Origin of the sequence: Amycolatopsis lurida (assembly GCF_900105055.1) — a bacterium.
GTDB classification, from domain to species: domain Bacteria; phylum Actinomycetota; class Actinomycetes; order Mycobacteriales; family Pseudonocardiaceae; genus Amycolatopsis; species Amycolatopsis lurida.
On the sequence record NZ_FNTA01000004.1, the window covers coordinates 7,307,993 to 7,334,892 of the forward strand.

Consider the following 26,900-nt stretch of genomic DNA (forward strand, 5'->3'; position numbering starts at 1 on the left):
CCGCCCGGCATCGCGAAACCGGGGCGGAACAAGCCTTAAGTCCCGTGTGGACAGTCGAGCCGATCGGTGGTCATCCCGGAGAACCGGGCGTCGCCCGCATCGTGATCGTGAGCGGTGCCGAGGTGTCCTCGTGGCTGATCATGAGCAGCGCGGTGTCATACCGCTCCGCCGCGGTGGCGAGGACCTCCAGCAGCCGCGTGCGGTTGGCCGCGTCGAGCGCCGAGGTCACTTCGTCGCAGATCAGCACCTTGGGCCGGGCGAGGAGCGCGCGGGCCACGGCACAGCGCTGGAGCTGGCCGCCGGAAAGCAGGCCGGGACGCCGGTCGGCCGCTTCGATGCCGAGGGAGCGCAGGGTCTCCGTCGCTTCGAGCCGGGCGTCCGCGCGGCTGAGCCCGCGAAGGAGGCGGGCGGTGTCGGCCACCTGGTCGAGCACGTCGCGGAATTCGTCGAAGGACGCGCGGCTGTCCTGGTGGACGTACTGGACCGCGCGCAGGTGCGCGCGAGTGCGACGACGGGCGAGGCGGGGGAGCCGGACGCCGTCGATTTCGATCGTGCCCGCGCTCGGTGGGGTCAAGCCGGCGAGCGCGCGGGCGACCGTCGTCTTGCCCGCGCCCGAGGCGCCGTCGAGCGTGGTCCGGCTGCCCGCCGCCAGCTCCAGGTCGAAATCCTCGACGAGCGTCGTCCGCCCCGCGCGCACGGTGAGCCCGCGAACGACGAGCACCGGTGAGGACGGCGACGGGGGCGGCGGGCCGTCGACGAGAACGGGTTCGGGAACCGTCGCGGACGGCACCAGGCGGTGGTCGCGGAGTTCGGCGACGTCACCGGCCAGTGCGCGGGCCAGCGTGAGGTCGTGGGTCAGGATCAGCAAAGCCGTCCCGGCGTGGGAAAGCTCCGCGAGCCGGGCGGTGAGCACGGCCCTGTTCTCCGCGTCGAGACCACTGGTCGGTTCGTCGAGAACCAGGACCTGGGGCCGGTTCACGAGAGTGGTGGCGAGGGCCATCCGCTGCTGTTGCCCGCCGGACAGCTGGTGCGGAAAGCGACGCCACAAAGCCTGGTCGAGTCCCGATTCCGCCAGCGCGGTCCGGGCCGCCGCCAGCCGCGCGCCACGGCCGTGGTGGCGGAGGGCGGCGAGTTCGGCCAGTACCGGCCCGCAGCGGCGGACCGGATCCAGTACCGCCGACGGCTGCTGCGGCAGGTGGCCGATGACGCCGGCCCTGGCCTCTCGCAGTGCGGAAGCGGTCCGGCCCAGCAGCGAGGATCCCGCCAGCACGACCGACCCGGACAGCGTGATCCCCGGGCGGGCCTGTCCGGTCGCGGCGAGCCCCAGAGTGGTCTTTCCCGTGCCGGACGCGCCGAGCACGACGAATATCCGGCCCGGTTCGAGGGACAGTGAGACGTCGTCGAGCAGAACGGTTTCCCCGGCGCGGGCGGACAGGCCGGTGATCTCCAGGACGGTCACGCGATCACCCGCCGGGCGGCGAGCAGCCGGTCGGTGACGAGGTTCGTGCCGACGCACAACGCCATCAGCAGCGCGGCGGGAACGAGGACCACCGCGGGCGAGGTGTAGAGGGCTTCGCTGTTGCGTTCGATGACCACGGCCCAGTCCGGGGAGTCGGCGGGCAGGCCGAGCCCGAGGAAGTTCGCCGACGCCAGCAGGTAGAGCACCACGCCGAGCCGGGTGCCGGCGTCGGTCGCGACGGGGCCGGCGAGGTGCCGGGCGACGTACCCGAACTGGATCCGCCACCACGGTTGTCCTTGGAGGGTAAGGGCTTCCACGGCGGTCCGGCAGCCAGGCGCCAAGGCCGCGGCCCGCACCACTCGGGTGATCGCGGGCAACTGGAGGACGGCGACGACGGGAATGAGCACGCCGGGCCCACGATGCCCGGTCGCGGCGAGCACCATGAGCACCAGCAGTGACGGGAAGGCCAGCACGAGATCGAGGGACCGCATCACGGTTTCGTCGGCCAGGCGTCCGCGCCCGGCCGCGACGAGGCCGAGCGGCACTCCGATCAGGTAGGCGAGCACGAGCGCGGCGGCCGTCATGCCGATCACGGGGAACCCGCCCGCGAGGACCACCGTGAGCGCGTCGCGGCCGAGGACGTCGGTGCCGAGTGGATGAGCGGCGCCCGGCACCTGCCACGGTGCCCCGACGGACTCCACGGGGCCCGCGATCATCGGCCCGGCCATCGCGAGCACCAGCGGCACCGCGAGCAGGGACCACCCTAACGTCCGCTTCACCACGAGGCAGGCTCCCGCTGTGGCGTGAGCCGATGCGCGACGAGGTCGGCGGCGAGGTTTCCGAGCACGACCACGCCGGCGAACATCAGCACGTATCCCTGCACCTGCGGGATGTCCCGGTTCTGCACGGCTTCGACGAAACCCGTGCCGAGTCCGGTGATCGCGAACAGGGACTCGACGATCACCGTGCCGGTCAGCAGTCCCTCGACGGCGCGGGCGAGCTGCTGCACGGCGGGTGCCGCGGCGGCGGGCAGGAGATGACGCAGCACCACGGTGCGTTCCGGCAGGCCGAGCAGGCGCAGGTGCCCGGCCACCTGGCCCCGGGTCTGCTCGGCGATCCCGATCCGGAGTTGCCGGGCGACGTCGCACAGCTGCCGGGCGACCAGCACGATCACCGGCAGCACGAGCACCTCGGGGTGCGCGGCCGGCTCCGTTCCGGCCGCGGTCGCCGGGAGCAGTCCGGTGTAGACGGCGAATCCGGCCACCAGGAGCAGACCGAGGACGAACTCGGGGATCGCGTGCAGGAACAGCGTGACCGCGGTGAGCACCCGGTCGATCCGTGACCCTTCGCGCAGCCCGCAGGTCACCCCGACGCCCAGCGCGAGCGGTACCAGCACGAGCAGGGTCACCCCGGCGAGCACGGCGGTGGCGGCGAAGCGGCGGGCGATCTCGTCGTTCACCGGGGCGCCGGTCACGAGCGACCGGCCGAGATCCCCGGTGAGCAGCCCCGAAAACCAGTGTCCGAACCGGTCGAGGAGCGGTTGGTCGAGGCCGAGCCGATGGCGCACGGTCGCCACCTGTTCGTCGGTGGCCTGCTCGCCGAGCACGACCGACGCCGCGTCGCCGGGAAGCAACGCGGTCACGGCGAACGTCGCGACCAGCACGAACATCGCCTGCAGAACGGCGAAGCCCAGCCGCCGGACGACGTAACCCGGCACGTCAGGCGAGCCGGGCGCGGTCGAACCTCGCCCAGTCGAAGGTGTTCGGCGGCGCGGTCACCAATCCGGACACCCGCTTCGACACGCCGATCGTCCAGGTGCTGAACCCCCACGCGAGCAGACCGCCGGATTCGTGCACGACCCGCTGGGCGTCACCGAACAGCGCCAGCCGGGCAGCCTCGTCCGCGGTGGCCGCGGCCCGGTCCATGAGGCCGTCGAACTCCGGCGAGGCGAAGCCGTTGACGTTGTTCGAACCGCCGGTCCGGAAGCGCTGATTGAGGAACGCAGGCACCGGCAAGGTCGCCGTGCGGGTGAGCGCGGCGACCCCCTTGGTCTTGATCTCGCTGAAATAGGTGCTCGACGCGCGCGTGTTCGGGGTGACCTTCAGCCCGATTTCCCCGAGCTGCTGGGAAATCAGGGTGGCCGCGGTGGCGAAGCCGGGATCGACGTCGCTGGTTTCGACGGCGAAGGCCAGCCCCTCCGCACCCGCCTCCCGGACCAGTGAGCGGGCCGCCTCCACATCGCGGCCGCGCTGGGGGATGCCGGTGGCGTACCCGCGGAGTCCTTTGCCGAACAGGTCGTTGCCGATCTCGCCGCGTCCGGCCAGCGCGACCCGGTTCAGCGCCTCTCTGTCCACTCCGGACAGTACGGCGCGCACCAGCCTCGGGTCGGCGAACGGCGGCCGCGTCACGCGCAGGATCATGCCCTGCATCGTGGTTCCCTTGGCTTCGAGTAGCGAGACGCGCCCGTCACCGGTCAAGCGGGCCGCGGTCCCGGCCGCGAGATCGTGGGCGTAGTCGACCTGCCCGGACAGCAAGGCGTTGACGCGTGCGGCTTCCTCGTTGACCGGCACGAATTCCAGCTCGTCGATGCCCGGTGCGCCGTCCCAATGGGACTCGTTCTTGCGGAACACCGCCGGGCCGCCGGGGGTGAACGAGACGAACCGGAACGGACCGGAGCCGACCGGCGCCGTGAAGTCCGTCGTCCCGGCGGGCACGATCTCCGCACCGGGAGCACCCCAACCCGAGGGGAACTCGAAGTCGGGAGCGGTCAGCGTCAGCTCGATTTCGTTGAGGGACAACGCTTTGCTGCGGCCGAAGTCCACCTTCGCGAAGTACTGCCGTGACGAGGACGCCAGTGCGGGATCGGCGATCCGCCGGAAGGTGTACAGCACGTCGTCCGCCGTGACCGGGCGGCCGTCGTGGAAGGCCGCCCGCCGCAGCCGTATCCGCCAGCGCGTGCCGGAGTCGTCGCTCTCCCAGGATTCGGCCAGCCGCGGCCGCAACGAGGTGTCGGCGTTGTAGGCGACCAGCGTGTCGAAGAGCGCCTTGGCTCGCGCTTGGTCGACGAAAAGGGAGACCTGAGCCGGGTCCAGGGTCTCCTTGGAGCCGCCCGCGGCGAACGCGACCCTCAGCCGGCCCGTGTCCGACTGCGCGGTCCCGCACGCCGCCAACGGCGTGAGAGCGGCCAGGGCGAGGAGCCGCCGACGGGTGAGCGGATGACGCGTCATAGGAAACCTCCGGGACATCGAGCACTGTCCCGGGCGCGCGGCCGCACCTGAACGGGACCCCGCTCCGTACTCCACGACAGTTGGGGCTGGCGGTACCCGGCGGGCAGTCCGGCTCTCGGCACTGGAACGTCTTCCCAGGCCGATCACGGTTGCGGGTCAGCGCCGGATTCACACCGGCTTCCCCCGACGGGCACTTCTTGCGTTGTGGCGCCCACGGTAACCCATGACCGGGGTGTGCTACACAGGATCAAGATCACGAAGGAGAGCCGGTGGACGAGAAGCTCGCGGCGGACTGGGTGCGCCGGTGGGACATCCAGCAGGAACGCTACGTCGCCGACCGCGAAGAACGCTTCGCCGTACTGATCGACGTCGTCGAGCACGTATGCCGTGACGTCGCCGATCCGCTGGTGCTGGACCTCGGCTGCGGCCCGGGATCGCTGGCCAAGAGGCTCGCCGGGCGGTTGCCGCGCGCACGGGTCATCGGTATCGACAACGACCCGTTCCTGCTCGCCCTCGCCAGGGCCACCCGGCCGCGACAGGCGGACATCGAGTACCTCCAGGCCGACCTCGCCGAGCGCGGCTGGCTGAAGTGGAGGCCGGTCGACGCCGCGGTCTCGACGACCGCGTTGCACTGGCTGCGTCCCGAGCGGCTCGCCGAGGTCTACCGTGACCTCGCCGGAGCGCTGAGGGAGGGCGGAGCGCTCGTCAACGGCGACCACCTCTACGACGAACGACCGGCCATCCGCGAACTCGCCGAGGTGGTCAAGAACCGGCGGGCGGCCCGTGCCGGGGTCGATGCCAACGAGGAATGGAAGGCCTGGTGGGCCGCGGCCGCCGCCGATCCCGCGCTGCGGGAGCGGTTCACGGCCGACGAGTTGCGCGGTATCTCGACCGGCTACGGCAACCGGCTGAGCCCGCAGGAACACACCAGGCTGCTCCAGGAAGCGGGCTTCGCGGAAGTGTCGCCCGTATGGCAGTCCGGAGACGACTACGTCCTGGCGGCCCTGCGCTGACCCGATCCGGCCGCTCAGGTGGCGGGCGGCCGGTGGTCCTGGACGCGGCGGGCGACGGCGAGCGCGACAGGCGCCGCGAGCCAGCACAGGTAGGCAGCGGTGTCGTTCGTCAGAAACGAGACGGGCACGGAGATCCCGAACACCGCGGCGAGGCAGACGCTGCGAGTCAGGCTTTGGGCGAACACCCGCGGCGGTCCGCCGGTCCCGTACAGGTGTCCGCGCCGGATCTCCCTGATGATCAGCGCGAACGACGCCGAGGCCAGCACCTGCACCATCGCGTACACGCTGAACCGGAGCGGGAAGGCTCCTTCGGCGGTGATGACCCGCGTCGCGAACGGCATCAGGACCTGCATGAACAGCCAGGTCAGGGTGAGGCTGATCAGGCGGCCGCTCAGTGCACGGACGTAGGGGAAGATCTCGTGGTGCGCGCGCCAGTGCGCGGAGATCACCGCGAAGCTGAGTGCGAAGGCGACGTATTCCTTGCCGTGGGCCGAGATCGAACCCAGCATGGCGCCGGTGGTGTCGCCGTGGGGAATCGGGAGTTCCAGCGCCAGCAAGGTGAGCGCGATCGCGATCACCGCGTCGACGAAGATGCTGAGCCGCTCGGCGGCGGCCTTGCCGATCGCGTGGCCGGTCTGTGTCGTCATGGTGCGAGCCTCAGGCGGCGATCTCCGCGGCGGGCCGCGGGACGGGAGCGAATCGCCGGGATCGTACGGCCAGGATGATCATGACCGCCGGGAGCAGGACGTCGGTGACGAGGACCCCGCCGGTGTTGCCGGGAGCGTGGTCACCGTTGGCGAACCATTGGTAGACGTGGCCGATCGCAGCGCCCCAGAGGAACATCCCGCCGGCGATGCCGATGGTGAGGCGTTCGCGTGCGGAGGCCGAGGCGGCGCGGAAGCCCAGGACGGCCAGTGCGAGGTTGGCGAAGGCGATCTCGAACAGGAACGGCGTCCGCTCGAAGCCGATCGCCGTGGCCATGACGTCGGGGAAGGCGAGGAAAGCGACCGTCATCCACAGGCTGCCGCAGCCGAAGGCGCCGATGGCCCACCAGCGCTGCCAGATCTCGAGTCGCTCCCGAGGAGACGTCACATGGCGGGCGCGGAGGAAGGCTCCGGCGGCGGGTACGACGACCCAGACCAGGGGGAAGGCGGATTGGGCGTAGTAGTTCATGCCTTCAGTCTTACCTGGTTAATATTAACTCGTCAACACTGATGGTAGGGTGACGCCGTGGACGACGGACTCGCGGACCTGCTGCACCGGGTGGTCATGCTGATGGGCGAAGCGGCCCGTCGGCGCGCCGATGACCCCGACGGTTTGACCTACAGCCAGATACGGCTTCTGGGCACGCTCGAGGACATCGAGCCGGCGACGCAGCATCGGCTCGCTCAGGCGCTGTCGGTCTCCGACCCGGCGATCAGCCGGGCCTTGCGGCCGCTCGAAGCCGACGGCCTGGTGCGGATCACCGTCGACCCCGAACACGCACGCCGCAGGCTGGTCCGGCTCACCGATGTCGGCCGGAAAGCCTTCCATGCCGCGGGAAAGCCGCTTTACGACGAGTTGCGCGAAGGGCTCATCGCGGCCGGCTTTCCTTACGAGCGCTATCTCCAGGACACCCTTCGGCTGGCCGAAATCCTCGCGGCCGACTGAGTCCTACCGCGTTTTTTCCAGCACCATCGGGGTCTCCGGGGTGGGCAGGACGCGGGCTTTCGACTTCACCCGCGACAGCATGAACGCGCACACGACGGCGAAGAGGAGCGGCACCGTGGCCGCCACGACGATGTCGCGCGCCGCCAACGCCTGCCCGATGAGGACACCCGCGATCCCCGGCCCGACGATCGAACCGAGCCGCCCCAGCGCGGCCGCCCAGCCGACGCCGGTGGTCCGGGGGCCGGGCGGATAGGTCGCCACCGCGAGGGCCAGCTGGCCGATCTGGGCCGATACCACGCCGACCCCCGCACCGGCGAGGCACAGGAGCAACGCGGTGTCGCCGAGGGGAGCCTTCGCCACGATGATCATGAACACCCCGCCGATGGTGGGCATCAGGATCAGCGCGCGGGCGATCCCCAGCCGTCCGGCGAGCGGCAGCAACACCAGCCCGCCGACGATCCCGCCGAGGGTGAGGAACGCGAGCCCGATCGGAGCCTTGGACGGAGAGAAGCCGTAGCCGGTGAGCAAGGTGGGAATCCACGAGATCAGGACGTAGGAGGTGATGAAGACGAGGAAGGAGAACGCCCAGATCAGTGTGGTGGGCAGGCGCAGACCCGGTTCGAAGAGCTTGCCGATCTTCGCGTCGTTCTTGGTGCCGATCGTCGCCGGGACCGAGGTCCCTTCGGCGGGCAGGAGCCAGGCCAGCAGGGCCGCGAAGATCAGCGGGACGATCCCCGCCACGTAGAAGACGCCGTCGCTGCCCACGACGTTCAGCAGGCGCCCGCCGAGGAGCCCGCCCAGCCCGGCGCCCGCCCCGAGACCGAGGGCCACCGCGATGGAGACCTGCTCCCGGCGATTCTCGGCGCTGTGTTTCGTGGCAAGGCCGACGCCGGCGGGCACCACCACGCCGAGCCCCACACCGGTCACCAGGCGGGTCACCGAAAGCAGCGCGGCCGACTCGATGTGGAGGGTGGCCGCCGTGGCCACGGTGGCCACCCCGAAGAGCAGGACGGCTCCGATCAGCAGCCGCCGTCCCGGTATGCGTGCGCCGAGGAAACCCGCCGACAGATAGCCGAACACCACGCCGATGTTGGTCAGCACGACGGCGAGGGTGAACGCGGCGGGCGTGACCCCCCATTCGGCGGCCATCGTGGGGATGGCCAGCGAGAGCGCCGCGGTGTCGAAGCCGTCCAGGAGAATCGCCAGGAAACACAGGACGACCACCGGCCAGTGCACGGACCCTGCCCGGCTCGGGAGAGGAACACGGGTGGCGCTCATGAAGTTCTCCTGTTCTTGCCGTGGCGAGTGGCTTTCGCGACGCTCGACATCCGGCTCACCCCTCGCTGCAACTCGTGCCCGGCCTTGACGAAGGCGTCCTTCACCGCATCGGATACGGCGAACGGAGCATTCATGGCGGGTTCGGTCTTCCCCTCGGCGACCGCGCGAGGTGTCCATTGTGGTCATTGCGCGGCGACCTGTCGTCCAGCATAGGGAAAGTCCGCCCGGGACCGGGGAATTCCCGGCGGAGAAGGCAGTTCAGGAGAATGCGCCGCCCGGTGGGTAGATTCTCCGTGTGGGGACAGGAATGGACTCGGTACGCCGCGTGGTGATCGTCGCCTTCGACGACGCACAGATACTCGATGTCGCGTGTCCCAGCGGGGCGCTGGAGATCGCGAACTCGCGCGGCGCCGCGCCGCCCTACGCCGTCGAACTGGCCACGGTGCACGGGCGGACGACGCGGAGTTCGTCGGGGATCCTGCTCGCCGGTGTCCGGAGGCTGGCCGAAGTGTCCGGGCGGATGGACACGATGCTCGTGGTCGGAGGCGCGGGAACGGAGGCGGCCGCCAAGGACGAGCGGTTGCTGACCCAGGTGCGGCGGCTGGCCGGTCGAAGCCGCCGGGTCGCCTCGGTGTGCACGGGCACCTTCGTGCTGGCGGCCGCCGGATTGCTCGACGACCGGCGGGTCACCACGCATTGGGGATACAGCGAGCTGCTCGCCGCGACCTTTCCGGCCGTGACGGTGGATCCGGCCCCGCTCTACATTCGTGACGGGAACGTCTTCACTTCGGCCGGGGTCATCAGCGCACTGGATCTCACGCTCGCGCTGATCGAGGACGACCACGGTCCGACGCTGGCCCGCGAGGTCGCCCGCGAACTGGTGACCTATCTGCACCGCCCGGCCGACCAGGCACAGATCAGCACGTTCCTGGCCGCTCCGCCGCCGAGCAACCGGGTCGTGCTGGATCTGCTGGGCTACATCGCCGCGCATCTCACCGAGGACCTGAGCCCACCGGCGCTGGCGGCGCGTGCCGGAGTCACCACCCGGCATCTCACCCGCTTGTTCACCGCCCAGGTGGGCAGCACCCCGGCCAGGACCGTGCGGACGGCGCGGACCGAAGCGGCGGCCCACCTGGTGCGGTCCACCGCGTTACCGCTCTCGGCGGTCGCCAGGCAATGCGGGTTCGCCTCGGCGGAGACCCTGCGCACGGCGTTCCGCCGGCACTACGGGCTCTCCGGGGACCAACTTCGCAGGATGCCGGACATCCCACGCCCGATCGTCGGTTGACCGCCCCAGAATTCGCGGCATGAACAGTGCGAAGACCACCCGCAGGACCGTGCTGGCCGGTGCCGCGGCTGCCGCGGCGTTCGGCCTCGGCACCGGCACGGCCCAGGCGGAGACCCAAGGACCGAAGATCGGCATCCTGCTCTACGACGGCTTCAGCCTGCTGGATCCGACCGGTCCGGCCGAGGTGTTGTCCCGGCTTCCCGGCGCGACGGTGACGATGATCGCCGAACACCGCGGCCCCGTGCGCACGGACACCCGGGACGTCGCGCTGGTGGCGGAACGTTCGGTGGCCGAGGTGAACCGCCTGGACGTGCTGCTGGTCCCGGGTGCGGGCAATCGCGGCACGGTCGAGGCCATGGAGAACCCGGTCCTGCTCGAGTGGATCCGGCGCATCCACCGGCATACGACCTGGACCACGTCGGTGTGCACGGGATCCTTGATCCTCGGTGCGGCAGGGCTGCTCCGCGATCGGGCCACCACATACTGGGCCTCGGCGGACTACCTGGAGAAGACCTTCGGCGTCCGCTACGTGGCCGACCGGTACGTCCAAGTCGGCAAGGTCGTCACCGCGGCAGGGGTGTCCGCCGGGATCGACCTCGCGCTCCATCTCGCGTCCTTGCTGGCGGGTGAGCGGATCGCCCGCGGCATCCAGCTCGCCGTCGAATACGACCCACGGCCGCCGTTCGACTCGGGCGACGCCGCGAAGGCGAGCCCGGAACTCAAGGCGCTCGCCTTGAAACTGCTCGCCGAGTCACAGGAGTAGCGCGCGGCCGGATTCTTCTCCTCGACCCGCCCCGGGAAGTGGCCGCCGGACGGCGAGGACGACGGTGTCGTCGGCGTGCAGGACGACGTCGTGCATCCGGGCGGCCAGTTCCCGGGGAAGCTCGGTGATGGGAAGTGCGGCGTACGCGGGGACGAGGTCCAGGAGGCGGTCCTGGCCTTCGAGATAGTCCTTGCGGCTTTCGACGAGGCCGTCCGTATAGAGGAGCAGGGTGTCCCCGGGGCCGAGGGTGTCGTGGCGGAGTTCGGGGCTGCCGGGGTCTGGGAAGCCGATCCCGCGGCCGACGACCGGGGAGGGCAGCAGCCGCGCTTCACCGTCCACAGTGGCCAGTACGGGGGCGGGGTGGCTGCCGTTGGCGAGGGTCAGTTCGCCGGTCGCGGGGTCGATCCTGGCGAGGATCACGGTCGCCATGAGGTCGGGCTCGATCGTGGCGAGGGTGTGCGCGGTGCGGGCGATGAGGTCGCGGAAGGGATGGCCTTCCAGCGCGAGGGTGCGGATCGCGTGGGTGACGGTGAGCGCGTGGCGGGTCGAAGTGACCCCGTGCCCGACGGCGTCGACGAGGGTGATGTGCAGCTGGCCGCCGGGGAGGACGAACCAGTCGTAGAGATCGCCGCCGGTGGGCGAGTCCTGGTCGGTCGGCGAGTAGTGCACGGCCAGTTCGAGCCCCGGCACGGGCGGCGGACCCGGCCGTAGCGCGTCTTCGAGTTCGCGGAAGATGACGGAGTGCGCGCGGCGGAGTCGTTCGTCGCGTTGTTCGAGTTCGATGTACATGGCCAGCACGCCGCTGTTGGTTTCGGCGAGTTCGTGTTTGAGCTCCCGCTGCTCCTGAGCGAGCGCGTCGGCGCGGGCGATGAGCGCGAGGGTTTCCTCATCCGTGGCCTGGTCTTCGTCGGCCGGGGCGGGATGTTCGGCGGTTCCCGTGGGGAGATGCCAGGTGAGGCTCGTGCCGTCTTCGGCGTCGGGCAGAAGCGGGAGGGTGTTGCGGCGCGGGTGTCCGACCGGGTGGGGGAGCCGGACGACCACCGCGAGGAGGCCGTCGGTGGTGCTGGTTTCGAGCATGACTTCCGCGCCGGTGGCGAAGGCCGGTTCGGCGAGCAGGGTCGCGGCCATGACGAGACGGGCGCGGTCTTCGACGGGGACGCCGGCTTCGGCGCAGGCGGTGCGAAGGCGTCGGCGGAGCCGGGCGAGGTGGGGGTGCATCAGCAGAGCTGGTCCGGGTGGAGGGCGATCATGGCGGCGTCGTCCCGGGGGTTGCGGTGCCGGTGGGCGAGATGGGCGGCGAGGAGCAGCGCGTTCGACGGCTGCGTGACGCTCGCCGGTGTGCGCCAAGTGTGGTCGACGCCGTCGGTGTGCAGCACCACGAGGTCACCGGCGGCGAGCGCGGCGTGGCGGACCTGAACGGCGGGCAGGGCGAACCCCACGACACCGGGGATGCTGAGCAGGACCCGCGACCGGCCGTCCCCGCTGATCGTCGTGCCGCTGACGTTGCCGACTCCGCAGAATTCGAGCCTGCCGGACGTGATCCGGGCGAGCGCGACGGCGGCGCCACGAGTGGCGCGCAGGGCGCGGTGCATGGTCGCCAGCTGATGGGGGAACGGCCGGCCGGGGTTCTGGCGGAACACGCGGATCGCGGCGTCGGCGGCGCCGGCGGCTTCGGGCCCGTGGCCGAGGCCGTCGACGACGACCGCGGCCCAGCCGTCGGTCAGTTCGGCGAGTGCGATGGCGTCGCCGCAGTGGTCTTCCCCATCGCGGGGGACGCAGAAATGCCCGGCCGCGGCGGCGGGTCCGGCCGGTGTCCCGGGGAGGAGGACCCGGGCCGCGGCCAGGGTGCCGGACCGGGGCGCCGAGCGGATCCGGAAGACGGTGGCCATCCTGCCGACCGCGCCGAGGCCGGTGCCGAGCGTGCCGGTGGTGGTGTTGCCGTCGAGGAGCCAATGTCCGACGTCGGCCATCCCCGGGCCGTCGTCGGCGGCCAGGACGTCGATGCCGAGCCCGATCACGGGCCGCTGCACGACGATCGAACCGTTGATCGCGTGCCGGTCGAGGTTTCCCGCCAGTTCGGAGGTCACGACGGCCGCGCGTTCGGTGAGCACCGAGGGCAGCCCACCTGCCCGTCCGGTTTCGCGGGCGGTCCGTGCGGCGGCGTAGACGGCGCTGGCGTGGTCGACGCGCAGGTGGCGCGACGGCGGGGGAACCACGATGCCGGTCATGGCTTCCAGCGCGTGATCGTGATGGTCGTACCCCGGCCGGGAGCGGTGTCGATGGCGAATTCGTCGACGAGGCGGCGGGTGCCGCCGAGGCCGTGGCCGAGCCCGGCGCCCGTGCTGAAACCGTCGGTCATCGCCTGATCGACGTCGGCGATGCCGGGCCCGTCGTCCCGGACGCGCAGCCGCAGCCCGATCCGGTGACGGTCGTCGCGGAGCATGGTGATCGTCATGGTCCCCCCGCCACCGTGGATGTAGGCGTTGCGGACCAGTTCGCTGGCCGCGGTGACGATCTTGGTCTGGTCGACGATGGAGAACCCCGCGGCGACGGCGCTGGACCGCACCGCGTGCCGGGCGGTGAGCAGATCCTCTTCGGCGCGGACGGCGTGTTCGAGAGGCGGGACGTCGCGTCCGGGGTCGGTGAGTTCGTCAGGGAGCATGAGGCGCCTCGGCGGGACGGCGCCAGCCCAGCAGTTCCATCGCCTGTTCCGCGTTCAGTGCGGTCCGCACACCGGTGAGCTGGAGCCCGAGTTCGGACAGCGTGATCGCGACCGCGGGGCGCATCCCGGCGACGATCATCACGGCGCCGAGCAGGCGTCCGGTGTCGGCGAGCTGCATCAGGACCCGCGCTACGAAGGAGTCGATGATCTCCAGCCGGGAGATGTCGATGATGACACCGTGGATGCCTTCGTCGGAGATGCGGGCCGTGAGCTCTTCGGTGAACCGCAGAGCGGTCTTGTCGTCAAGGTCGCTGGGCAGGCCGGTGAGCAGGATGTCGCCGAGCCGCAGGATAGGTAGTCCCGCCTCGGCGGTCACCCGGTCACCGCGCCCGTGGGGGTGGCATCGCCGATGAGCCGCATCGCGGTCGCCAGCGCGTCGGCGAGTGAGCCGCGGGTGACGATATGCGACAGGTCGATCCCCAGCTGGGTGATGGTCTGCGCGATCGACGGGCGGATGCCGCTGACGACGCATTCCGCGCCCATGAGCCGGACCGCGCTGACGGTCTGTAACAGGTGCTGGGCCACCGCGGTGTCGACGGTCGGCACGCCGGTGATGTCGATGATCGCGACCCGGGCTTGGTGGGTCTGGATGGCCTCCAGGAGGTTGTTCATCACGACCTGCGTGCGCGCGCTGTCGAGGGTGCCGATCAGGGGTACCGCCAGCACGTGCCGCCACAGCCGCACGACCGGGGTGGACAGTTCGAGCATCTGGTTGTGCTGCTGGCGGATGATCTGTTCCCGCCCGGTGACGTAGACCGCGAAGGTCAGCACGCCGGCGCTGTCGAGCAGTTCGCTGACCAGCAGTGCCGCCCGGTAGCGCAGTTCGGCGTCGTCGGTGTGCCGCTCGACGGCGGCCAGCATCATGCGTTTGAGCGACAGGATCGCCATGGCGGTGGCCGTCGGCTCGGCGCCCGCGCGGGCCCGGCGCTCCGACAGCGAAGTCAGCGCGTCGCGGACCGCGCCGTCCCGCGCCACGATCCGGTCGGCGGGCATCGCCGTGCTCAGCGCGGCACGCAGGGTTTCGAGCAGATCGGCGGCCTCGCCGCGGAGATCCTGCTCGGTGTGCGACTCGAGCTGCCGATGGACCCAGTCGTCCACCAACGTGGCGTGGTCGTCGTCGAGGGCGCGCGTCACCAGCTCCCGAACGGGGGCATCGTCCGTCCCCAGCACCGTGTCCTCCTGCGGTTGGGGCGCGCTCTGCTGTACGCCGGTGAACTATTGTCATATAACAACAGTTCGAGCGTACTCCCGCAACAGTGGGGCGTCACGGCGCCCCGCGGCCGACCTCGTCCCCGGTGCCGGCGGCGTGGTATTCCCGCAGCCCTGCGGCCAGCGCGGCCCTTCCGGCGGGAGTCATCTTTTCGAGTACGGCCTCGATGTTCTCCCGTCGCCGGGCACGGACCTCCCGCAGGTACCCGCGTCCGCGCTCGCTCAACCGCAGTACGAGTTCGCGGCGGCTGCGGGTGCTCGGCAGACGTTCGAGGAAGCCCACGGCCTCGAGCCGGTCGCAGAGCCGGCTCACCAGCGGCGGGGTCGAGCCGAGCAACTCGGCCAGGGTGCGCAGATTCAGCCCGTCGTGGTGGTCCAGTGCGATCACGGCGCGCAGCTGGGCGGTGGACAGCGGCCGCGGGGAGACGTCCTGCATCCGCTCGACCACGAGCTCGACGAGGCCGGGCAGGTCGAACACCGCAGCCGTCCCGTCCGGGGTTGGCTGCTCGCGGGACCGATCCACAGTGTCCACTCTGGCATCCTTATGCTCATTCCTGCAGCACAGCTCACGCGAATCGCCGTAGACCGGCACGCCGGAGCGGCGCAGACTCGACAGACACGACGTGTGCCGCCCGGTGCGCGATCCGGGTGAGCAGGAGGCGGGGCGTTGGACAGATCCCTGGCGGTGGAGCGTCTTTTGAGAGACGTCCCTCCTCACGACCTGCCCGCCGCCCTGCGCTCGGCGCTGTCCGAGCACTTCGGGGCGCGCGCGGTCGAACTCCTGATGGCCGATTACGCCCTCACCGAGTTGTGCCAGGTGAGCACGCTGCCTTACACGTCGGACCCGATCCCGGTCAAGGGAACGGCGCCGGGGGCGGCCTTCGTCGCGCAGGCCGCCACGTTCGACCACGATGGCGCGAGCGTGACCGGGTATCTGCCGGTCAGCGTCCGCGGTGACCGGCTCGGAATCCTCGCCGTGACCCTGCCCGAGGAGCCGGAACCACCGGTGTGGGCCGAACTCGAGCGGTTCGCCGAAGCGCTGGCGCACGAACTGTTCGTCGCCGACCGCGACACCGACCTCTACATCCAGGCCCGGCGGTCCTCCCGGCTGACGCTGGCCGCGGAGATGCAATGGCAGCTCCTGCCCGGCCGGGCCTGCACGCGCGCCGAATTCGCGCTGGGCGGCCAGCTCGAACCCGCGTACGCCATCTACGGCGACTGCTTCGACTGGTCCGCCTCCGCGCACAAGCTCGCCGTCACGCTCATCAACGGCATGGGGGAGGGCAGCGAAGCCGCGCTGCTGACCAACCTCGCCGTCAACGCGCTGCGCAACGCCCGCCGCGCCGGAGTCGCCCTCGACGCCCAGGCCGAACTCGCCGACCAGGCGCTCTACGCGCACTATCGCGGCGCCCAGCACGTCTCGGCGTTGCTGCTGGAGTTCGACCTCGCCACCGGAACGGCCGACGTCGTCGACGCGGGGTCGCCGCGCTTGTGGCGGCTGCGGGACGGCAAGGCCGAGCAGGTCCATTTCGACGAGCAGCTGCCGCTCGGCACGTTCGAGGACACGCTTTACACCACCCAGCGGTTCCAGGCCCTCGACGGCGACCGATTCGTGTTCGTCAGCGACGGCGTCTACGACGCGGCCGGGTCGCACGGCGAACGCTACGGGGATCGCGAACTCGCCGAGGCGGTCGTCGCGACCGCCGACCTGCCCGCGGCCCATGTCCCGGGCTCCGTGCTGAGGGAACTGACCACCCGCCGCCACGGCGAGCAGGCCGAAGACGACGCGATGGTGGTGTGCCTCGACTGGTTCGGGCCGACTCCGCTTTCGGGCCCGGGTCCCAGTCCCGCCCTCCCGGTGGGTTCGCGTTAGGCGCTGTCCCGGTCAGGACGCCGTGTTCTGCCGGAGCGCGGCAGGCCGCCACACCATGGCCACCCGGGTGCCGTGCGCACCGGTCTCGACGGTCATCTGGTCGGTGACCTCGTCGATCAGGCTCAAGCCGCGGCCACCGGAAGGGGGTTTGTCCGCACGCGACCGCGTCGCGGGGATGCCGTCCCCCGTATCGGTCACCGTGACGGAGATCGCGTCGCCCGCCCAGTCGGCGTAAAGACGGACCCAGCCTTGCCTGCCGGGGTAGGCGTGGACCGCCGTGTTGGCCATCGCCTCGTACGTGGCGATGGTGATGTCGTCCTTACTGTTCGGGTCGAGGGGCAAGGCGTCCAGCCAGCCCCTCAGTTTCCGGCGGAGCAGAGCGACCTCGCCCGCCAGCGCCGGAACGAGCTCCTCGAAAGCCGACCGCACGGCGGTGTCCATCGGCGCGCCCAAGCCAGCTCCGGACTCCGGAACAACCGCGTCGCCTGCGGAGTCGCTCCTCTCCAACCTCGGGTCTGGAGTATGTCGATACACGATCGACTCCTTCCTCGTCGCCCGCGCCCCCCATGGCCGCCGGCGTCATGGCCTTGGGTACCCACGATGTCCCTTTCCTACCCGTGGCGGTTTCGTCAAGTGCTCCCCGGCGAACGAAACCTGCCCTCCCGCCGGCCGGAACTCGCGTGCTTGGAGCCGTATCTCACGTGCTTGAAGGCGTAACTCGCGAGATACGGCTCCAAACACGCGAGTTACGCCTTCAAGCACGCGAATTACGCCTTCAGACACGCAGGCCCGGCATCCTTCCGGTGCGACCAGGCGGAAACGAGCATCGGCTACCTGACCCGAGGTGCCGTGCGCGGTCGCCATCGCGCTCACCTCACCTTCGTCTGGACGGCTGATATGTTGCGGCCCATGCCAGAGTCCAACTCCACTGAGGACAGCCAAGGCGCCGCTCCACCGGGCCGGACCGGCAAACGCATCGCCGGCGGCATCTTCCTGATCCTCGCCTCGATGGCCTTGTTCTACGTAGGGGTCGACGCGATCGCCGATCCGGACGCCGTGATCTCCCGTTCGTCGAACTCGTCGCGCAGCCCGGACACCGAGGCCGAGGCGAAGATCGGCGGCTTCCTGCTTTTCATGTTCGGGGTCACGGTGCTGGGCTTCGGTATCGGGATGATCGTTTCGAAGGGGCCCCTCTTCGCGAAGAGAAAAGACTGATCCTCAGCTACCGGCCCCGACCTTGGACGGGTGCGCCGCCAGCGGCGTGACCGCGATGTCCATGTACGGGAACAACGGCAGGCCGGACAGAAGCGTGTGCAGCTCGTCGTGGTCGGCGACGTCGAGGATCGAAAAGTTCGCGTACTCGCCCGCGATCCGCCACAGCTGCGGCCACTTCCCCGCACGCTGAAGCTTTTGGCTGTACGCCTTTTCGCGCGTGATGAGGTCGGCACGCTCCGCCGGATCGAGGTCCGGCGGCAGGCGGACGTCCATGCGCACGTGGTAGAGCATCGGTCACTCCAAAAGGACACTGATCAGGGACGTTCGGGGTCGAGGACGAAGCCGTACTCGACGGTCTCGCCCTCGCCTGACGGGCGCGGATCCAGCACCAGTTCCGGTTTGACCGCGGAAGCGATGTCGTCGTCGTTGTGCTCGTCGCCGGGGAAGTACAGCTGGGCCGTGAGCAGCTCGTGCCCGGGGGCGGAGACCTTGACGTGCAGATGCGCCGGGCGCCACGCGTGCCAGCCCGCCGCGGCGATGAGCTTGCCACAGGAGCCGTCGGTCGGGATCTGGTACGGCGCGGGGCGCACGGTGTGGATCTCGAACCGGCCGTCGGAGCCGGCGGTGAAGCTCGCGCGCAGGTTCCATTCCGGGATGCCGGGTGCGAACTGGGAGTAGAAGCCGTCCGCGTCGGCGTGCCACAGCTCGACCTTCGCGCCGGTCAGCGCCGTGCCGTCGGTGGAGGTGACCCGGCCGGTCCAGACGAGCGGGGTGCCGGGCTCGTCCTCTCGCATCGGGACCGGGCCACGGGCGCCCTGCTCGGGCGCTCCGGGCACGTAGTACGGCCCCTCGATGGTGCCCTTGTTGCCCTCGCGGTGCTCGGTGGCGACCTCCTCGACGACGTGCTCCACCCAGACGTCGAGGAACAGCGGCCATTCGCCGTCCTCGCCGACGCCGATCAGCCACGACTTGAGCGCGTTGTACTCGTCGTAGGTGACCTTGTGCTTCCGGATCGTGCCGTGCACTGCCTCCAGCACCTCACGGGCCAGCAGGCTGACCCGCTCCTTCGGTGTTCCGGCGACGCCGGCGAACTTGTCGTTCTTGAACCGTTCTGTCGCGTTGGCGCCGGACGCGGCCGCGGTGGCAGGCTCGTGGATGGCGGTCATGAATCCTCCTTGATTCGTGGTGGGCGTCAGTGGTCCTGGCGGTAGCGCCGGAGCTTCTCCGGATCGATTTCGGCACCGAGGCCGGCGCCGGGGCGGACGGTGAGTTCGCCGTCGATGACGCGCAGGGGCTCGGTGAGCAGGTCGTCGCTCATGTCGAGGAAGTTCGAAAGTTCGCCGGGGCGGCGTGACGTCAGTGCGTAGGCCGAACCGAAGGCGACCGTGCACAGTGAGCCGAGCTGGCCGTCGATCTGGTTGCCCATCACGACTTCCAGGCCGAGCCCTTCGGCGAGGTGATGGGTGCGCTGCGAGCGGGTGAAGCCGGTGCGGGCGGTCTTGATGCTGATCGCGGTCGCGGAGCCGCCGAGAATCTCGCGGGTCACGTCGGCAGGCGTCACCGCGGATTCGTCGGCGATGAACGGCACGTCGAGCTGCCGCACGAGCCAGCGCCTGCCGAGGACGTCGTCGGCGGGGCAGAGTTCCTCGGCGAACAGCAGGCCGAGGTCGGCCATCTCCCGCATCGCGCGGGCGGATTCGGCGGCGGTCCAGCCACGGTTTCCGTCGACGTAGAGGTCGACGGCGTCACCGAAGTGCTCCCGCAGCGCGCGTACGACGGCGGTGTCGAGCGACACCGGACGACGGCCGACCTTGACCTTGAAGGTGGTGATGCCGTGGGTCTCCCGCATCCGTTCGGCCTCGGCGACCATCGCGGACGGCTCGTCGAAGCCGAGCATGTGGGAGACGCGCATGCGGTCGGTGTAGCCGCCGAGCAGTTCGGTCACCGACACGTCGAGGCTGCGGCCGAGCGCGTCCCAGACGGCCATGTCGATGGCGGATTTCGCGGTCGGGTTGCCGACCGTGCGGGCCAGCCGGGAGTGCACCGTTTCGCGGTCGAGCAGGCTGAGACCGGCCACCTGCGGGGCGAACAGGGAGTCGATCACCGCGACGATCCCCGCCTGGGTCTCGCCGTAGGTGAACGGCCTCGGGGGCGCCTCGGCCACGCCGACGACACCGTTGTCGGCGTGCACCCGCACGAGGACGTGCTCGGCGACGTGCACCTCGCCCGAAGCGAATTTCAGCGGCTTCCGGTACGGGATGGCGAACGGGATCGCCTCGACTCGCGTGATCTTCATCAGGTGCTTTCGGTGGTAGGGAAGACGTCTTCGAGCGCGTCGAGGACGGTCGTGACGAGCGGGGACCGGCTCTCGTGGTGCCACGCCAGCGCCAGCTCCACGGTCGCCGCTCCGGCGAGGTCGCGGAACACGACACCGGCCAGCGGCAGGGCCCGCGCCGACGCGGGCACCACGCCGACTCCCAGTCCACCGGCGACCAGCGCCAGCAGGACCGCCGTCCCGGAGGCCTCGTGCAGCTGATGGGGCGTCAGCGCCGCCTCCCGGCAGCTGCGGGCGACGGCGTCGTACACGACGGAGTTGCGCCGGTCGTAGGTCACGAGAGGTTCGGACCGCAGCTCCGTCATCGCGACGACGGGTTCGGCGGCCAGCCGGTGGTCGGCGGGGACGGCGAGGACCAGCGGTTCGCTCTCGATCACCCGGAAGCCGATGTCGTCCCCGGTGACCGGCGGGCGGAGCACCCCGATCCCCAGCGTTCCGGTGCGCAGGCGCTCGCACTGCTCGGCGGTCAGGAGGTCGGCACGGATCTCCAGCTCCACGTCCGGCACCCGCTGGGCGAGTGCCCTGGCCAGCCGCGGCAGATGGGAGAACGCCGCGGTGCCGGTGAACCCGACCCGGAGCAGGCCCCGCTTGCCCTCGCCGATCCGGCGGACGCCGCGTACTCCCACGTCCAGCCCCGCGAGGACGCGCCGGGCTTCGGCCAGGAAGAACTCACCCGCCGGTGTCACGCGGACCTGCCGGGTCGTACGAGCCAGCAGGACGACGCCGAGTTCCTCCTCCAGCTGGCGGATGGTGTGCGAGAGCGCGGGCTGCGCGACGTGCAGCCGCTCGGCGGCCCGGCCGAAGTGGCAGGTCTCGGCGACGGTGACGAAGTAGCGCAGGTGACGAAGTTCCATGAGACGCCTCCCTCCGTTGCTCTGCCGCCGATCCGTTCACGGTACGAAGCGGAATCATCGAAGACAAAGACTTGGTTCGGGCTTATTGATAAACGGCAGCTATCAATATGCAGCCTAGGTCAGCCTGGGTGGCCCTGCACCGTCCTTTCAGGACAGAGACGACTTCGCGAGCTCCGCTTCGGTGTGTTCGGCGGCGGGGAGGCCCAGTTCGCCGTAGAGCGCGATCGCGCGTTCGCAGTGGTCGCGCACGGTTTCCGGATCGGAGGCGACCCGGGCGAGCCCTCGGTGGGCGCGCGACCTGCTCGTGCACGGCGATGAGTTCCGGTCCGGGGTCCACGCCGAGTTCTTCACGCAGTGCGCGGAGAACCCGTTCGCAGTGGAGGAGCGCGTCGGTGCCGCGGCCCACGGCGTACGACGCCCGTATCAGCGCCGCCGCGGCGGGCTCCAGCGGATGCTCGTCGGTGAGCTCGGTCAGCAGGCTGAGTGTCGAGCCGCGTCGCCGTCACGGATCTTGGCCTCGGCCCACGCGAGGACCGCCGCCGCGTGTTCCTGGTGCAGGGTCCGGTGGGTGCGCCCAGAGCTCGAGCGCCGCGCTCAGCCTGGTGGCGTCGGGGGGTGTTCGCGGGGCGCACCTGGGCGGGCGGCGACTCGCCCCAGACCCGGTCGATGAGGTCGACCCGGTATTTCGGTCGCCACAACGCAAGCGCGACGTTTTCCGGTGGCAACCGCGCGGAAATCCTTTCACGGCAAGGGAAAGGAACCGAAAGAGCCGGTATCCGGTTGGTGGATAACCCGGTGGGGACGGGGATCGAGCCGGAACGGAAGGTCCGGGCGGGCGAATCCGGCGAGTTCGACGGACGCGGTCTTGACGGTCGCTCCGAAGGCCTGCGGTGGACGTCCGGTTCGTCGCATGACACGAACCGCGGCGCCGGACTTGGTCGGATCGGACCAGCGGTGCGTGCGCCCGCCGGGTACGCGGGACGGCTCAGAATCCAGGAGGGCGGAACCGATTGATTCGTATGCGCGGATGAACTTTTCCGTCGCTCTCGTCGTTCCGCACGAATCGGTGACGCCGGTCACCGGCATAGCATCCCGGGAACTGCGGCCGACGCTTTCCCGGACACGAGGTGGAACATGGCGAAACTTTCCGAAATCGACGCCTGGTTGGAAGAGAACCTTTCCGCCCTGCTGGCCGAACACGGGGTTCCCGGCGCGGCTGTCGCGGTCCTCGCCGGTGGCGAGGTGATCGATCACGCGGCCGGCGTGCTGAACAAGGACACCGGCGTCGAGTCCACAGTGGATTCGGTGTTCCAGATCGGCTCGATCACCAAGGTGTGGACGACGACGCTGGCGATGCAGCTCGTCGACGAAGGTCTCCTCGACCTCGACAAGCCGGTGCGGAGCTACCTGCCGGAGTTCGTCCTCGCCGACGACGACGCGGCGTCGCGGATCACGGTCCGGCAGCTGACCTGCCACACCTCCGGTTTCGAAGGCGACATCTTCACCGAGACCGGTGTGGGCGACGACTGCGTGCAGAAGCTCGTCGCGACGCTGTCGGACGTGCCCCAGTTGTTCCAGCCGGGGGAGATGTTCTCCTACAACAACGCCGCCTACTGCGTGCTCGGCCGCGTCGTCGAGGTGCTGCGGGGCAAGTCCTACGACGACTGCCTGCGTGACCATCTCTTCGCTCCGCTGGGGCTGACGCACGCGGCCGCCGGGCCGTATGACGCGATCCGGTACCGCGCCGCGATCGGGCACCTCGCGCCGTCACCGGACGACGAACCGCGGCCCGCCGGGGTCTGGGCGCTGGCCCGGTCGAACGCGCCGGCCGGATCGACGCTCTCGATGCGCCCGCGCGACCTGCTCACCTTCGCGCGGATGCACCTGTCCGAAGGCCGGGCGGATGACGGCACCCAGGTGCTCCGGCCGGAAACGGTGCGATCGATGTGGGAACGCCAGGTCGAGCTGCCCGACCTCGGCCTGATGGGCGGCGCGTGGGGCTTGGGCTGGATGCTCTTCGACTGGCCGGGCGGCCCGGTGATCGGCCACGACGGCGGCACCATCGGCCAGTCGGCCTTCCTTCGGGTGGTCCCGGGCCGCAACGTCGCGGTCGCCCTGCTGACCAACGGAGGTCAGACCCTCCGCCTGTACGCGGACATCTTCCGGAAGGTGCTGGGCGACCTCGCCGACGTCGAGGTCCCCACCCTGCCGGAGCCGAACGCGGCGGTGGCACCGGCCGACCCGTCCAGGTATGTCGGCGAGTACTCGTCGCGGGTGGCCGACACCGTGGTCAGCCTGGACGACGACGGCAAGCTGTGGATCGAGCGTATTCCGAAGGGTGTCATGGCCGACACGGGCGGCGAAGCCGAAAAGTCGCAGTTGCTGGCCTACAAGGACGACACGCTCGTCGCGGCCTACAAGACGATGCCCGGCCTGCACATGCCACACGCGTTCGTCGGCGACGACGGCAACGGCCGGGCGCTGTACCTCCACACCGGCCGCGCCGACCGGCGGGTGAGCCGGTGAGCCGGATCGCCGACGAGATCGAGGCGGTCTTCGCGGCCGCCGGAGCACGCGGATTCGTCCACGCGCGGGAGGTCGGCGTCTCCGATGGTCCCGAGGTCGCCGTGGGCGCGGACGATCCGGTCGTGCTCGCGTCGGTGTTCAAGATCCCGGTCGCCCTCGCCTATGCCGGGGAAGTGGCAGCCGGACGGCTGGACGAGACCGAGCGGACCCTCGTCACCGCCCGGTACCGGATCGGCGGGGTCGGCACCGCGGGCTGCGCGGACGACGTCGAGATGAGCTGGCGCGACCTGGCCCATTTCATGCTGACGATGAGCGACAACGCCGCGACCGACCTCGTCTATCACCGGGTCGGGCAGGAGGCCGTCGACCGGGTGCTCGCCGACCTCGGGCTCGTCAGGACGCGGTTGATCGGCTGCTGCGAGGACCTCTTCGCCTCGGTGATCGCCGATCTCGGCGGTAAACCGGACGACGATCTGGAAGCCGTCTTCGCCGCCGCCACGCCGGAACAGCTGTGGAAGCTCTCGGTGCTCGATCCGGAACGCACGACGTCGTCGACCCCGCGGGAGATCACCGCGCTGCTGGACGCGATCTGGACCGACCGCGCGGGCGACCCGGCCGCCTGTGACCGCGTGCGGAAGATCATGGCGCAGCAGATCTGGCCGCACCGGATGTCGTCCGGTTTCCCCGCCGGGGTGGCGGTCGCGGCCAAGACCGGGACGCTTCCCGCCGTCCGCAACGAAGCGGGCGTCGTGTCCGATGTGGACGGTCGCCGGTACGCCGTCGCGGTGTTCACCCGCGCCGAATCCCTCGCCGACCGCCTGCCCGCGGTCGACGCCTCGATCGGCACGGCGGCGCGCCTTGCCGTGGACCACCTTCGCGCACTTCCCGTCAAACCGTAGGAGAACCGCATGAAGACAGCTCGGCTCACCGCCGCCATGGCGGGCGTGGTGGCCTTGACCGTGAGCGCGTGCGGGGGGACGTCGCAATCCGGGGAGGACCGGACCGCGAACCAGAAACCGGCCGATGGCAAGACCTTCACGGTGGGCCTTTCGACCGATCCGGGGACGCTCGACCCGGCCATCACCGTGCTGTCGATCGCCAGGCAGATCGGCCGCTTCCTCTACGACGGCCTGATCCACCTCGATTCCGCGGGCAAACCGGTGGCGGGGCTGGCGGAGAAGTGGGAGGCCACGACGACCACGGCGAGTTTCACCCTGCGCGACGGGGTGAAGTGTGCGGACGGTTCGCCGCTGACCGCTCGCGACGTGGCCGCGAACATCGACCACGTCGGTGATCCGGCGACCAAGTCCCCGCTGACCGGGGTCAGTGTCAAAGCGGGGACGAAGGCGGTCGCCGACGACGCCGCCAGGACCGTCACGGTCACCAGTGGGTCACCGGATTCGTTCCTGCTGCGCAACGTGGCGGCCGTGCCGATCGTCTGCGCCAAGGGAATGGCGGACCGGGCGTCCGTCGCGAAGGGGCAGCACGGCACCGGCATGTTCACCATGACCGAGATCGTGCCGAACGACCACTACACCCTCACCCGGCGCAAGGACTACGCCTGGGGCCCCGGCGACTGGAAGAGCGAACAGCCGGGCCTGCCCGAAAAAGTGGTCTTCCGGGTCGTGCCGAACATGACGACGACGGCGAATCTGCTGCTGTCCGGGGAACTCAGCGCGGCGCAGGTGACCGGACAGGACCAGCAGCGGCTGCGGTCGCAGAAGTTGTTCCACGCCGACATCGTCGTGCCGATGGGCGAGATCTTCTTCAACCAGGCGCCCGGCAGGCCCGGTCAGGACGAGGCGGTGCGCCGGGCACTGACCCAGGCGCTCGATTTCGGCCAGATCGGCAAGGTGCTCACCACCGGCAACGGGCAGCCCGCCAAGGGCCTCGTCACCGGAGAACCCTTGGCATGCCCCGGTGATTCGATCAACGGCAAGCTTCCCCCGTTCGACGTCGCCGCCGCGAAGTCCGGGCTCGACGCCGCGGGGTGGGCGCCCGGCCCGGACGGAGTGCGGGCCAAGAACGGCAAACGGCTCGCGCTCACCGTCGTCTACGGCACCCAGGTCGGGCCGACGATGGTCTCGGCCGCGGAGCTGATCCTGCAGGCGTGGAGGAACATCGGGGCCGACGCCACGATCAAGGCCGTCGATGGTCCCGGTACCAGCCAGGTGCTGTTCGGCACCGGTGAGTGGGAGGTGTCGCTGGCACCGCTGGGCTTCGTCCTGCCCAGCCAGGCCGTTCCGTTCGTCTCCGGCGCGAAACCGCCGGAGGGCACGAATTTCGCGCATATCGGGAATCCCCGGTACACCGAGCTCGCGGGCAAGGCGTCGGCGCAGGCGGGCGAATCCGGTTGCGGTGACTGGCTGGCCGCCGAATCCGCGCTGTTCGAACGGCTCGACGTGGTGCCGTTCGTGAACTCGACCATCCCGACCTTCGCGAACGGTGCGCGGTTCGAGATGAACCAGGGGCAGATCCTGCCGTCGTCGATCCGGATGTACTCCTGATGACGAGCGCCGTCGCGACGGCGGGCCCGGGGAGCAGCCCTTGGCTGTCGTTCGGGATCCGCCGCCTCGGCCGGTTCGCGGTCTCGCTGTGGGTGCTGGTCACCACGGCGTTCCTGATGATCCAGCTGATCCCCGGCGACCCGGTCCGCGCGGCGCTCGGGCTGACCGCGCCCGCCGAGCTGGTGAACGCCCGGCGGGCCGCGCTCGGCCTGGACGACCCGCTGTGGAAGCAGTACGTCGACTATCTCGCCGGGCTCTTCTCAGGCGACTGGGGAACGTCGATGACCACCGGGGTGCCGGTCGCGGACGTCATCGGCGACCGGCTCCCCGCGACCCTGCAGCTGGCGTTGCCCGCCTTCGTGGTGGTGATCGCGGTCGCGATCCCGCTGGGCCTGCTGTTCGCCGTGCTGACCCGCGGCGGCCGCCGTCGCGGCGGGGAACTGGCGTTCACCTCGACGACGGTCCTTCTGGCCGCGATCCCGGAGTTCCTGGTCGCGGTGGCGCTGGTGGCGTTCTTCGCGGTCCGGCTGGGTTGGTTCCCGGTGGCGGGCAGCGAAGCATCGGGCGCTCTCGTGCTCCCGGTGATCGCGCTGGCGCTCGGCCCGGCGTCGGTGCTCTCCCGCATCGTCCGCGTGGAGACGCTTTCCGTGCTGGGCAACGACTTCATCCGCACGGCACGGGCGAAACGCCTGCCCGCGCGGCTGGTCTACCTGCGGCACGCGCTGCCGAACGCGCTGACCGCGACCCTGACCATGGGCGGGCTGATGCTGACCGGGATGGTCGCCGGGACGGTGCTGGTGGAGAACGTGTTCGCCTGGCCCGGTCTCGGTTCCACCATCACGCAGTCGATCCTGCAGAAGGACTATCCGCAGGTCCAGGGAATCGTGCTCGTCTACGGCATCGGTGTCCTGCTGGTGAACCTGACGGTGGACGTGCTGCTGGCCGTCCTCGATCCGCGTTCGACGATCCGGGAGAACTGAG

At 70.4% G+C, this 26,900-nt stretch carries 29 protein-coding genes, 1 pseudogene and 1 riboswitch; of the genes and pseudogenes, 10 read left to right on the forward strand and 20 right to left on the reverse strand.

What is annotated here, in order from left to right; translation table 11 throughout:
- Window positions 1-70: 70 nt before the first annotated feature.
- From BLW75_RS39680 to BLW75_RS39695, 4 genes are read right to left on the reverse strand one after another with little or no spacing between them, the layout of a single operon-like run.
- Complete coding sequence (locus tag BLW75_RS39680; RefSeq protein WP_034311426.1) at window positions 71-1,459, reverse strand: ABC transporter ATP-binding protein; 1,389 nt, start codon at window positions 1,457-1,459, stop codon at window positions 71-73.
- Complete coding sequence (locus tag BLW75_RS39685; protein WP_034311429.1) at window positions 1,456-2,241, reverse strand: ABC transporter permease; 786 nt, start codon at window positions 2,239-2,241, stop codon at window positions 1,456-1,458. The genes BLW75_RS39680 and BLW75_RS39685 overlap by 4 nt, the downstream gene beginning before the upstream one ends.
- Window positions 2,235-3,176: an ABC transporter permease gene (locus tag BLW75_RS39690; RefSeq protein ID WP_034311431.1), complete on the reverse strand. Its 942-nt coding sequence runs from the start codon at window positions 3,174-3,176 to the stop codon at window positions 2,235-2,237. Before BLW75_RS39690 ends, BLW75_RS39685 begins: the two co-directional genes overlap by 7 nt.
- Window position 3,177: 1 nt before the next feature.
- On the reverse strand, window positions 3,178-4,686 hold the full coding sequence (locus tag BLW75_RS39695) for an ABC transporter substrate-binding protein (protein ID WP_034311433.1): 1,509 nt from the start codon (window positions 4,684-4,686) through the stop codon (window positions 3,178-3,180).
- An 81-nt stretch (window positions 4,687-4,767) separates the two neighbouring features.
- A riboswitch (cobalamin riboswitch) is annotated at window positions 4,768-4,933 on the reverse strand.
- A gap of 22 nt (window positions 4,934-4,955) precedes the next feature.
- On the opposite strand from BLW75_RS39695, the gene BLW75_RS39700 reads away from it, so the two are divergent.
- Window positions 4,956-5,699 (forward strand): class I SAM-dependent methyltransferase, encoded by a 744-nt coding sequence (locus BLW75_RS39700; RefSeq protein ID WP_034311436.1) that lies wholly within the window; start codon window positions 4,956-4,958, stop codon window positions 5,697-5,699.
- Window positions 5,700-5,713: 14 nt separating this feature from the next.
- Here the strand turns inward: BLW75_RS39700 and BLW75_RS39705 are convergent, their stop codons facing one another.
- Both BLW75_RS39705 and BLW75_RS39710 read right to left on the reverse strand, forming a co-directional pair.
- Window positions 5,714-6,346, reverse strand: coding sequence for a TMEM175 family protein (locus BLW75_RS39705; protein WP_034311438.1), 633 nt, complete (start codon window positions 6,344-6,346; stop codon window positions 5,714-5,716).
- 10 nt (window positions 6,347-6,356) lie between these two features.
- Complete coding sequence (locus BLW75_RS39710; RefSeq protein WP_034311442.1) at window positions 6,357-6,872, reverse strand: DUF6790 family protein; 516 nt, start codon at window positions 6,870-6,872, stop codon at window positions 6,357-6,359.
- Window positions 6,873-6,929: 57 nt separating this feature from the next.
- On the opposite strand from BLW75_RS39710, the gene BLW75_RS39715 reads away from it, so the two are divergent.
- Window positions 6,930-7,349 carry a MarR family winged helix-turn-helix transcriptional regulator gene (locus tag BLW75_RS39715; RefSeq protein ID WP_034311444.1) on the forward strand — a complete coding sequence of 140 codons (420 nt, stop codon included), beginning with the start codon at window positions 6,930-6,932 and terminating at the stop codon, window positions 7,347-7,349.
- Between the two features lie 3 nt (window positions 7,350-7,352).
- Here BLW75_RS39715 and BLW75_RS39720 read toward each other — a convergent pair whose 3' ends face one another.
- Window positions 7,353-8,627: an MFS transporter gene (locus BLW75_RS39720; RefSeq protein ID WP_158005380.1), complete on the reverse strand. Its 1,275-nt coding sequence runs from the start codon at window positions 8,625-8,627 to the stop codon at window positions 7,353-7,355.
- Window positions 8,628-8,934: 307 nt separating this feature from the next.
- On the opposite strand from BLW75_RS39720, the gene BLW75_RS39725 reads away from it, so the two are divergent.
- Together BLW75_RS39725 and BLW75_RS39730 are read left to right on the forward strand one after the other, a co-directional pair.
- Window positions 8,935-9,915, forward strand: a complete 981-nt coding sequence (locus BLW75_RS39725) for a GlxA family transcriptional regulator (RefSeq protein ID WP_034311446.1) — start codon at window positions 8,935-8,937, stop codon at window positions 9,913-9,915.
- 19 nt (window positions 9,916-9,934) lie between these two features.
- On the forward strand, window positions 9,935-10,678 hold the full coding sequence (locus BLW75_RS39730; protein ID WP_034311448.1) for a DJ-1/PfpI family protein: 744 nt from the start codon (window positions 9,935-9,937) through the stop codon (window positions 10,676-10,678).
- Here the strand turns inward: BLW75_RS39730 and BLW75_RS39735 are convergent.
- From BLW75_RS39735 to BLW75_RS39760, 6 genes are all read right to left on the reverse strand, one after another.
- Window positions 10,667-11,896 (reverse strand): PP2C family protein-serine/threonine phosphatase, encoded by a 1,230-nt coding sequence (locus BLW75_RS39735; RefSeq protein WP_091599383.1) that lies wholly within the window; start codon window positions 11,894-11,896, stop codon window positions 10,667-10,669. The two genes, BLW75_RS39730 and BLW75_RS39735, sit on opposite strands and share 12 nt — an antisense overlap.
- Entirely contained in the window at window positions 11,896-12,906 is a 1,011-nt protein-coding gene (locus BLW75_RS39740; RefSeq protein WP_034311451.1) for a SpoIIE family protein phosphatase, read from the reverse strand. The genes BLW75_RS39735 and BLW75_RS39740 overlap by 1 nt, the downstream gene beginning before the upstream one ends.
- Complete coding sequence (locus BLW75_RS39745) at window positions 12,903-13,340, reverse strand: anti-sigma regulatory factor (protein ID WP_034311453.1); 438 nt, start codon at window positions 13,338-13,340, stop codon at window positions 12,903-12,905. Before BLW75_RS39745 ends, BLW75_RS39740 begins: the two co-directional genes overlap by 4 nt.
- Window positions 13,330-13,716, reverse strand: coding sequence for an STAS domain-containing protein (locus tag BLW75_RS39750; protein ID WP_034311455.1), 387 nt, complete (start codon window positions 13,714-13,716; stop codon window positions 13,330-13,332). The genes BLW75_RS39745 and BLW75_RS39750 overlap by 11 nt, the downstream gene beginning before the upstream one ends.
- The gene (locus BLW75_RS39755; protein WP_034311457.1) at window positions 13,713-14,570 is read right to left on the reverse strand and encodes an STAS domain-containing protein; all 858 of its coding nucleotides are present in this window, start codon (window positions 14,568-14,570) and stop codon (window positions 13,713-13,715) included. The genes BLW75_RS39750 and BLW75_RS39755 overlap by 4 nt, the downstream gene beginning before the upstream one ends.
- Window positions 14,571-14,664: 94 nt before the next feature.
- The gene (locus BLW75_RS39760; protein WP_241783570.1) at window positions 14,665-15,141 is read right to left on the reverse strand and encodes a MarR family transcriptional regulator; all 477 of its coding nucleotides are present in this window, start codon (window positions 15,139-15,141) and stop codon (window positions 14,665-14,667) included.
- A 135-nt stretch (window positions 15,142-15,276) separates the two neighbouring features.
- On the opposite strand from BLW75_RS39760, the gene BLW75_RS39765 reads away from it, so the two are divergent.
- Window positions 15,277-16,482: a PP2C family protein-serine/threonine phosphatase gene (locus tag BLW75_RS39765; protein ID WP_034311459.1), complete on the forward strand. Its 1,206-nt coding sequence runs from the start codon at window positions 15,277-15,279 to the stop codon at window positions 16,480-16,482.
- A 12-nt stretch (window positions 16,483-16,494) separates the two neighbouring features.
- On the opposite strand, the gene BLW75_RS39770 is transcribed toward BLW75_RS39765, so the two are convergent.
- Window positions 16,495-16,923, reverse strand: a complete 429-nt coding sequence (locus BLW75_RS39770; protein ID WP_034311462.1) for an ATP-binding protein — start codon at window positions 16,921-16,923, stop codon at window positions 16,495-16,497.
- A gap of 468 nt (window positions 16,924-17,391) precedes the next feature.
- Here BLW75_RS39770 and BLW75_RS39775 point away from each other — a divergent pair, with 468 nt between their 5' ends.
- Window positions 17,392-17,697: a hypothetical protein gene (locus BLW75_RS39775; protein ID WP_034311465.1), complete on the forward strand. Its 306-nt coding sequence runs from the start codon at window positions 17,392-17,394 to the stop codon at window positions 17,695-17,697.
- A 3-nt stretch (window positions 17,698-17,700) separates the two neighbouring features.
- Here BLW75_RS39775 and catC read toward each other — a convergent pair whose 3' ends face one another.
- From catC to BLW75_RS43855, 6 genes and pseudogenes are all read right to left on the reverse strand, one after another.
- Window positions 17,701-17,988, reverse strand: coding sequence for a muconolactone Delta-isomerase (gene catC / locus BLW75_RS39780; protein WP_034311467.1), 288 nt, complete (start codon window positions 17,986-17,988; stop codon window positions 17,701-17,703).
- 23 nt (window positions 17,989-18,011) lie between these two features.
- On the reverse strand, window positions 18,012-18,863 hold the full coding sequence (gene catA / locus BLW75_RS39785; RefSeq protein WP_034311468.1) for a catechol 1,2-dioxygenase: 852 nt from the start codon (window positions 18,861-18,863) through the stop codon (window positions 18,012-18,014).
- Window positions 18,864-18,889: 26 nt separating this feature from the next.
- Window positions 18,890-19,993: a mandelate racemase/muconate lactonizing enzyme family protein gene (locus tag BLW75_RS39790; protein WP_034311470.1), complete on the reverse strand. Its 1,104-nt coding sequence runs from the start codon at window positions 19,991-19,993 to the stop codon at window positions 18,890-18,892.
- Window positions 19,993-20,886, reverse strand: coding sequence for a LysR substrate-binding domain-containing protein (locus tag BLW75_RS39795; RefSeq protein ID WP_034311472.1), 894 nt, complete (start codon window positions 20,884-20,886; stop codon window positions 19,993-19,995). The genes BLW75_RS39790 and BLW75_RS39795 overlap by 1 nt, the downstream gene beginning before the upstream one ends.
- A gap of 147 nt (window positions 20,887-21,033) precedes the next feature.
- On the reverse strand, window positions 21,034-21,237 hold the full coding sequence (locus BLW75_RS43850) for a hypothetical protein (RefSeq protein WP_034311474.1): 204 nt from the start codon (window positions 21,235-21,237) through the stop codon (window positions 21,034-21,036).
- A gap of 4 nt (window positions 21,238-21,241) precedes the next feature.
- Window positions 21,242-21,364 (reverse strand): annotated as a pseudogene (locus tag BLW75_RS43855) (hypothetical protein); the annotation flags it as partial.
- A 656-nt stretch (window positions 21,365-22,020) separates the two neighbouring features.
- On the opposite strand from BLW75_RS43855, the gene BLW75_RS39810 reads away from it, so the two are divergent.
- From BLW75_RS39810 to BLW75_RS39825, 4 genes are read left to right on the forward strand one after another with little or no spacing between them, the layout of a single operon-like run.
- Window positions 22,021-23,412, forward strand: coding sequence for a serine hydrolase domain-containing protein (locus BLW75_RS39810; protein WP_034311478.1), 1,392 nt, complete (start codon window positions 22,021-22,023; stop codon window positions 23,410-23,412).
- The gene (locus tag BLW75_RS39815) at window positions 23,409-24,311 is read left to right on the forward strand and encodes a serine hydrolase (RefSeq protein WP_034311480.1); all 903 of its coding nucleotides are present in this window, start codon (window positions 23,409-23,411) and stop codon (window positions 24,309-24,311) included. The genes BLW75_RS39810 and BLW75_RS39815 overlap by 4 nt, the downstream gene beginning before the upstream one ends.
- A 9-nt stretch (window positions 24,312-24,320) precedes the next feature.
- A complete protein-coding gene (locus tag BLW75_RS39820; RefSeq protein WP_034311483.1) occupies window positions 24,321-25,919 on the forward strand; it encodes an ABC transporter substrate-binding protein in 1,599 nt (532 codons plus the stop codon).
- The gene (locus BLW75_RS39825; protein ID WP_034311484.1) at window positions 25,919-26,899 is read left to right on the forward strand and encodes an ABC transporter permease; all 981 of its coding nucleotides are present in this window, start codon (window positions 25,919-25,921) and stop codon (window positions 26,897-26,899) included. The genes BLW75_RS39820 and BLW75_RS39825 overlap by 1 nt, the downstream gene beginning before the upstream one ends.
- Window position 26,900 lies beyond the last annotated feature (1 nt).

What these genes read in the sequence shown, in the direction of transcription:
- BLW75_RS39695 (WP_034311433.1), bottom strand. Translation starts at nt 4,686, where the DNA reads ATGACGCGTCATCCGCTCACCCGTCGGCGGCTCCTCGCCCTGGCCGCT.
- BLW75_RS39705 (WP_034311438.1), bottom strand. Translation starts at nt 6,346, where the DNA reads ATGACGACACAGACCGGCCACGCGATCGGCAAGGCCGCCGCCGAGCGG.
- BLW75_RS39710 (WP_034311442.1), bottom strand. Translation starts at nt 6,872, where the DNA reads ATGAACTACTACGCCCAATCCGCCTTCCCCCTGGTCTGGGTCGTCGTA.
- BLW75_RS39720 (WP_158005380.1), bottom strand. Translation starts at nt 8,627, where the DNA reads ATGAGCGCCACCCGTGTTCCTCTCCCGAGCCGGGCAGGGTCCGTGCAC.
- BLW75_RS39725 (WP_034311446.1), top strand. Translation starts at nt 8,935, where the DNA reads ATGGACTCGGTACGCCGCGTGGTGATCGTCGCCTTCGACGACGCACAG.
- BLW75_RS39730 (WP_034311448.1), top strand. Translation starts at nt 9,935, where the DNA reads ATGAACAGTGCGAAGACCACCCGCAGGACCGTGCTGGCCGGTGCCGCG.
- BLW75_RS39735 (WP_091599383.1), bottom strand. Translation starts at nt 11,896, where the DNA reads ATGCACCCCCACCTCGCCCGGCTCCGCCGACGCCTTCGCACCGCCTGC.
- BLW75_RS39740 (WP_034311451.1), bottom strand. Translation starts at nt 12,906, where the DNA reads ATGACCGGCATCGTGGTTCCCCCGCCGTCGCGCCACCTGCGCGTCGAC.
- BLW75_RS39745 (WP_034311453.1), bottom strand. Translation starts at nt 13,340, where the DNA reads ATGCTCCCTGACGAACTCACCGACCCCGGACGCGACGTCCCGCCTCTC.
- BLW75_RS39770 (WP_034311462.1), bottom strand. Translation starts at nt 16,923, where the DNA reads ATGGACACCGCCGTGCGGTCGGCTTTCGAGGAGCTCGTTCCGGCGCTG.
- BLW75_RS39775 (WP_034311465.1), top strand. Translation starts at nt 17,392, where the DNA reads ATGCCAGAGTCCAACTCCACTGAGGACAGCCAAGGCGCCGCTCCACCG.
- catC (WP_034311467.1), bottom strand. Translation starts at nt 17,988, where the DNA reads ATGCTCTACCACGTGCGCATGGACGTCCGCCTGCCGCCGGACCTCGAT.
- catA (WP_034311468.1), bottom strand. Translation starts at nt 18,863, where the DNA reads ATGACCGCCATCCACGAGCCTGCCACCGCGGCCGCGTCCGGCGCCAAC.
- BLW75_RS39790 (WP_034311470.1), bottom strand. Translation starts at nt 19,993, where the DNA reads ATGAAGATCACGCGAGTCGAGGCGATCCCGTTCGCCATCCCGTACCGG.
- BLW75_RS39795 (WP_034311472.1), bottom strand. Translation starts at nt 20,886, where the DNA reads ATGGAACTTCGTCACCTGCGCTACTTCGTCACCGTCGCCGAGACCTGC.
- BLW75_RS39810 (WP_034311478.1), top strand. Translation starts at nt 22,021, where the DNA reads ATGGCGAAACTTTCCGAAATCGACGCCTGGTTGGAAGAGAACCTTTCC.
- BLW75_RS39820 (WP_034311483.1), top strand. Translation starts at nt 24,321, where the DNA reads ATGAAGACAGCTCGGCTCACCGCCGCCATGGCGGGCGTGGTGGCCTTG.
- BLW75_RS39825 (WP_034311484.1), top strand. Translation starts at nt 25,919, where the DNA reads ATGACGAGCGCCGTCGCGACGGCGGGCCCGGGGAGCAGCCCTTGGCTG.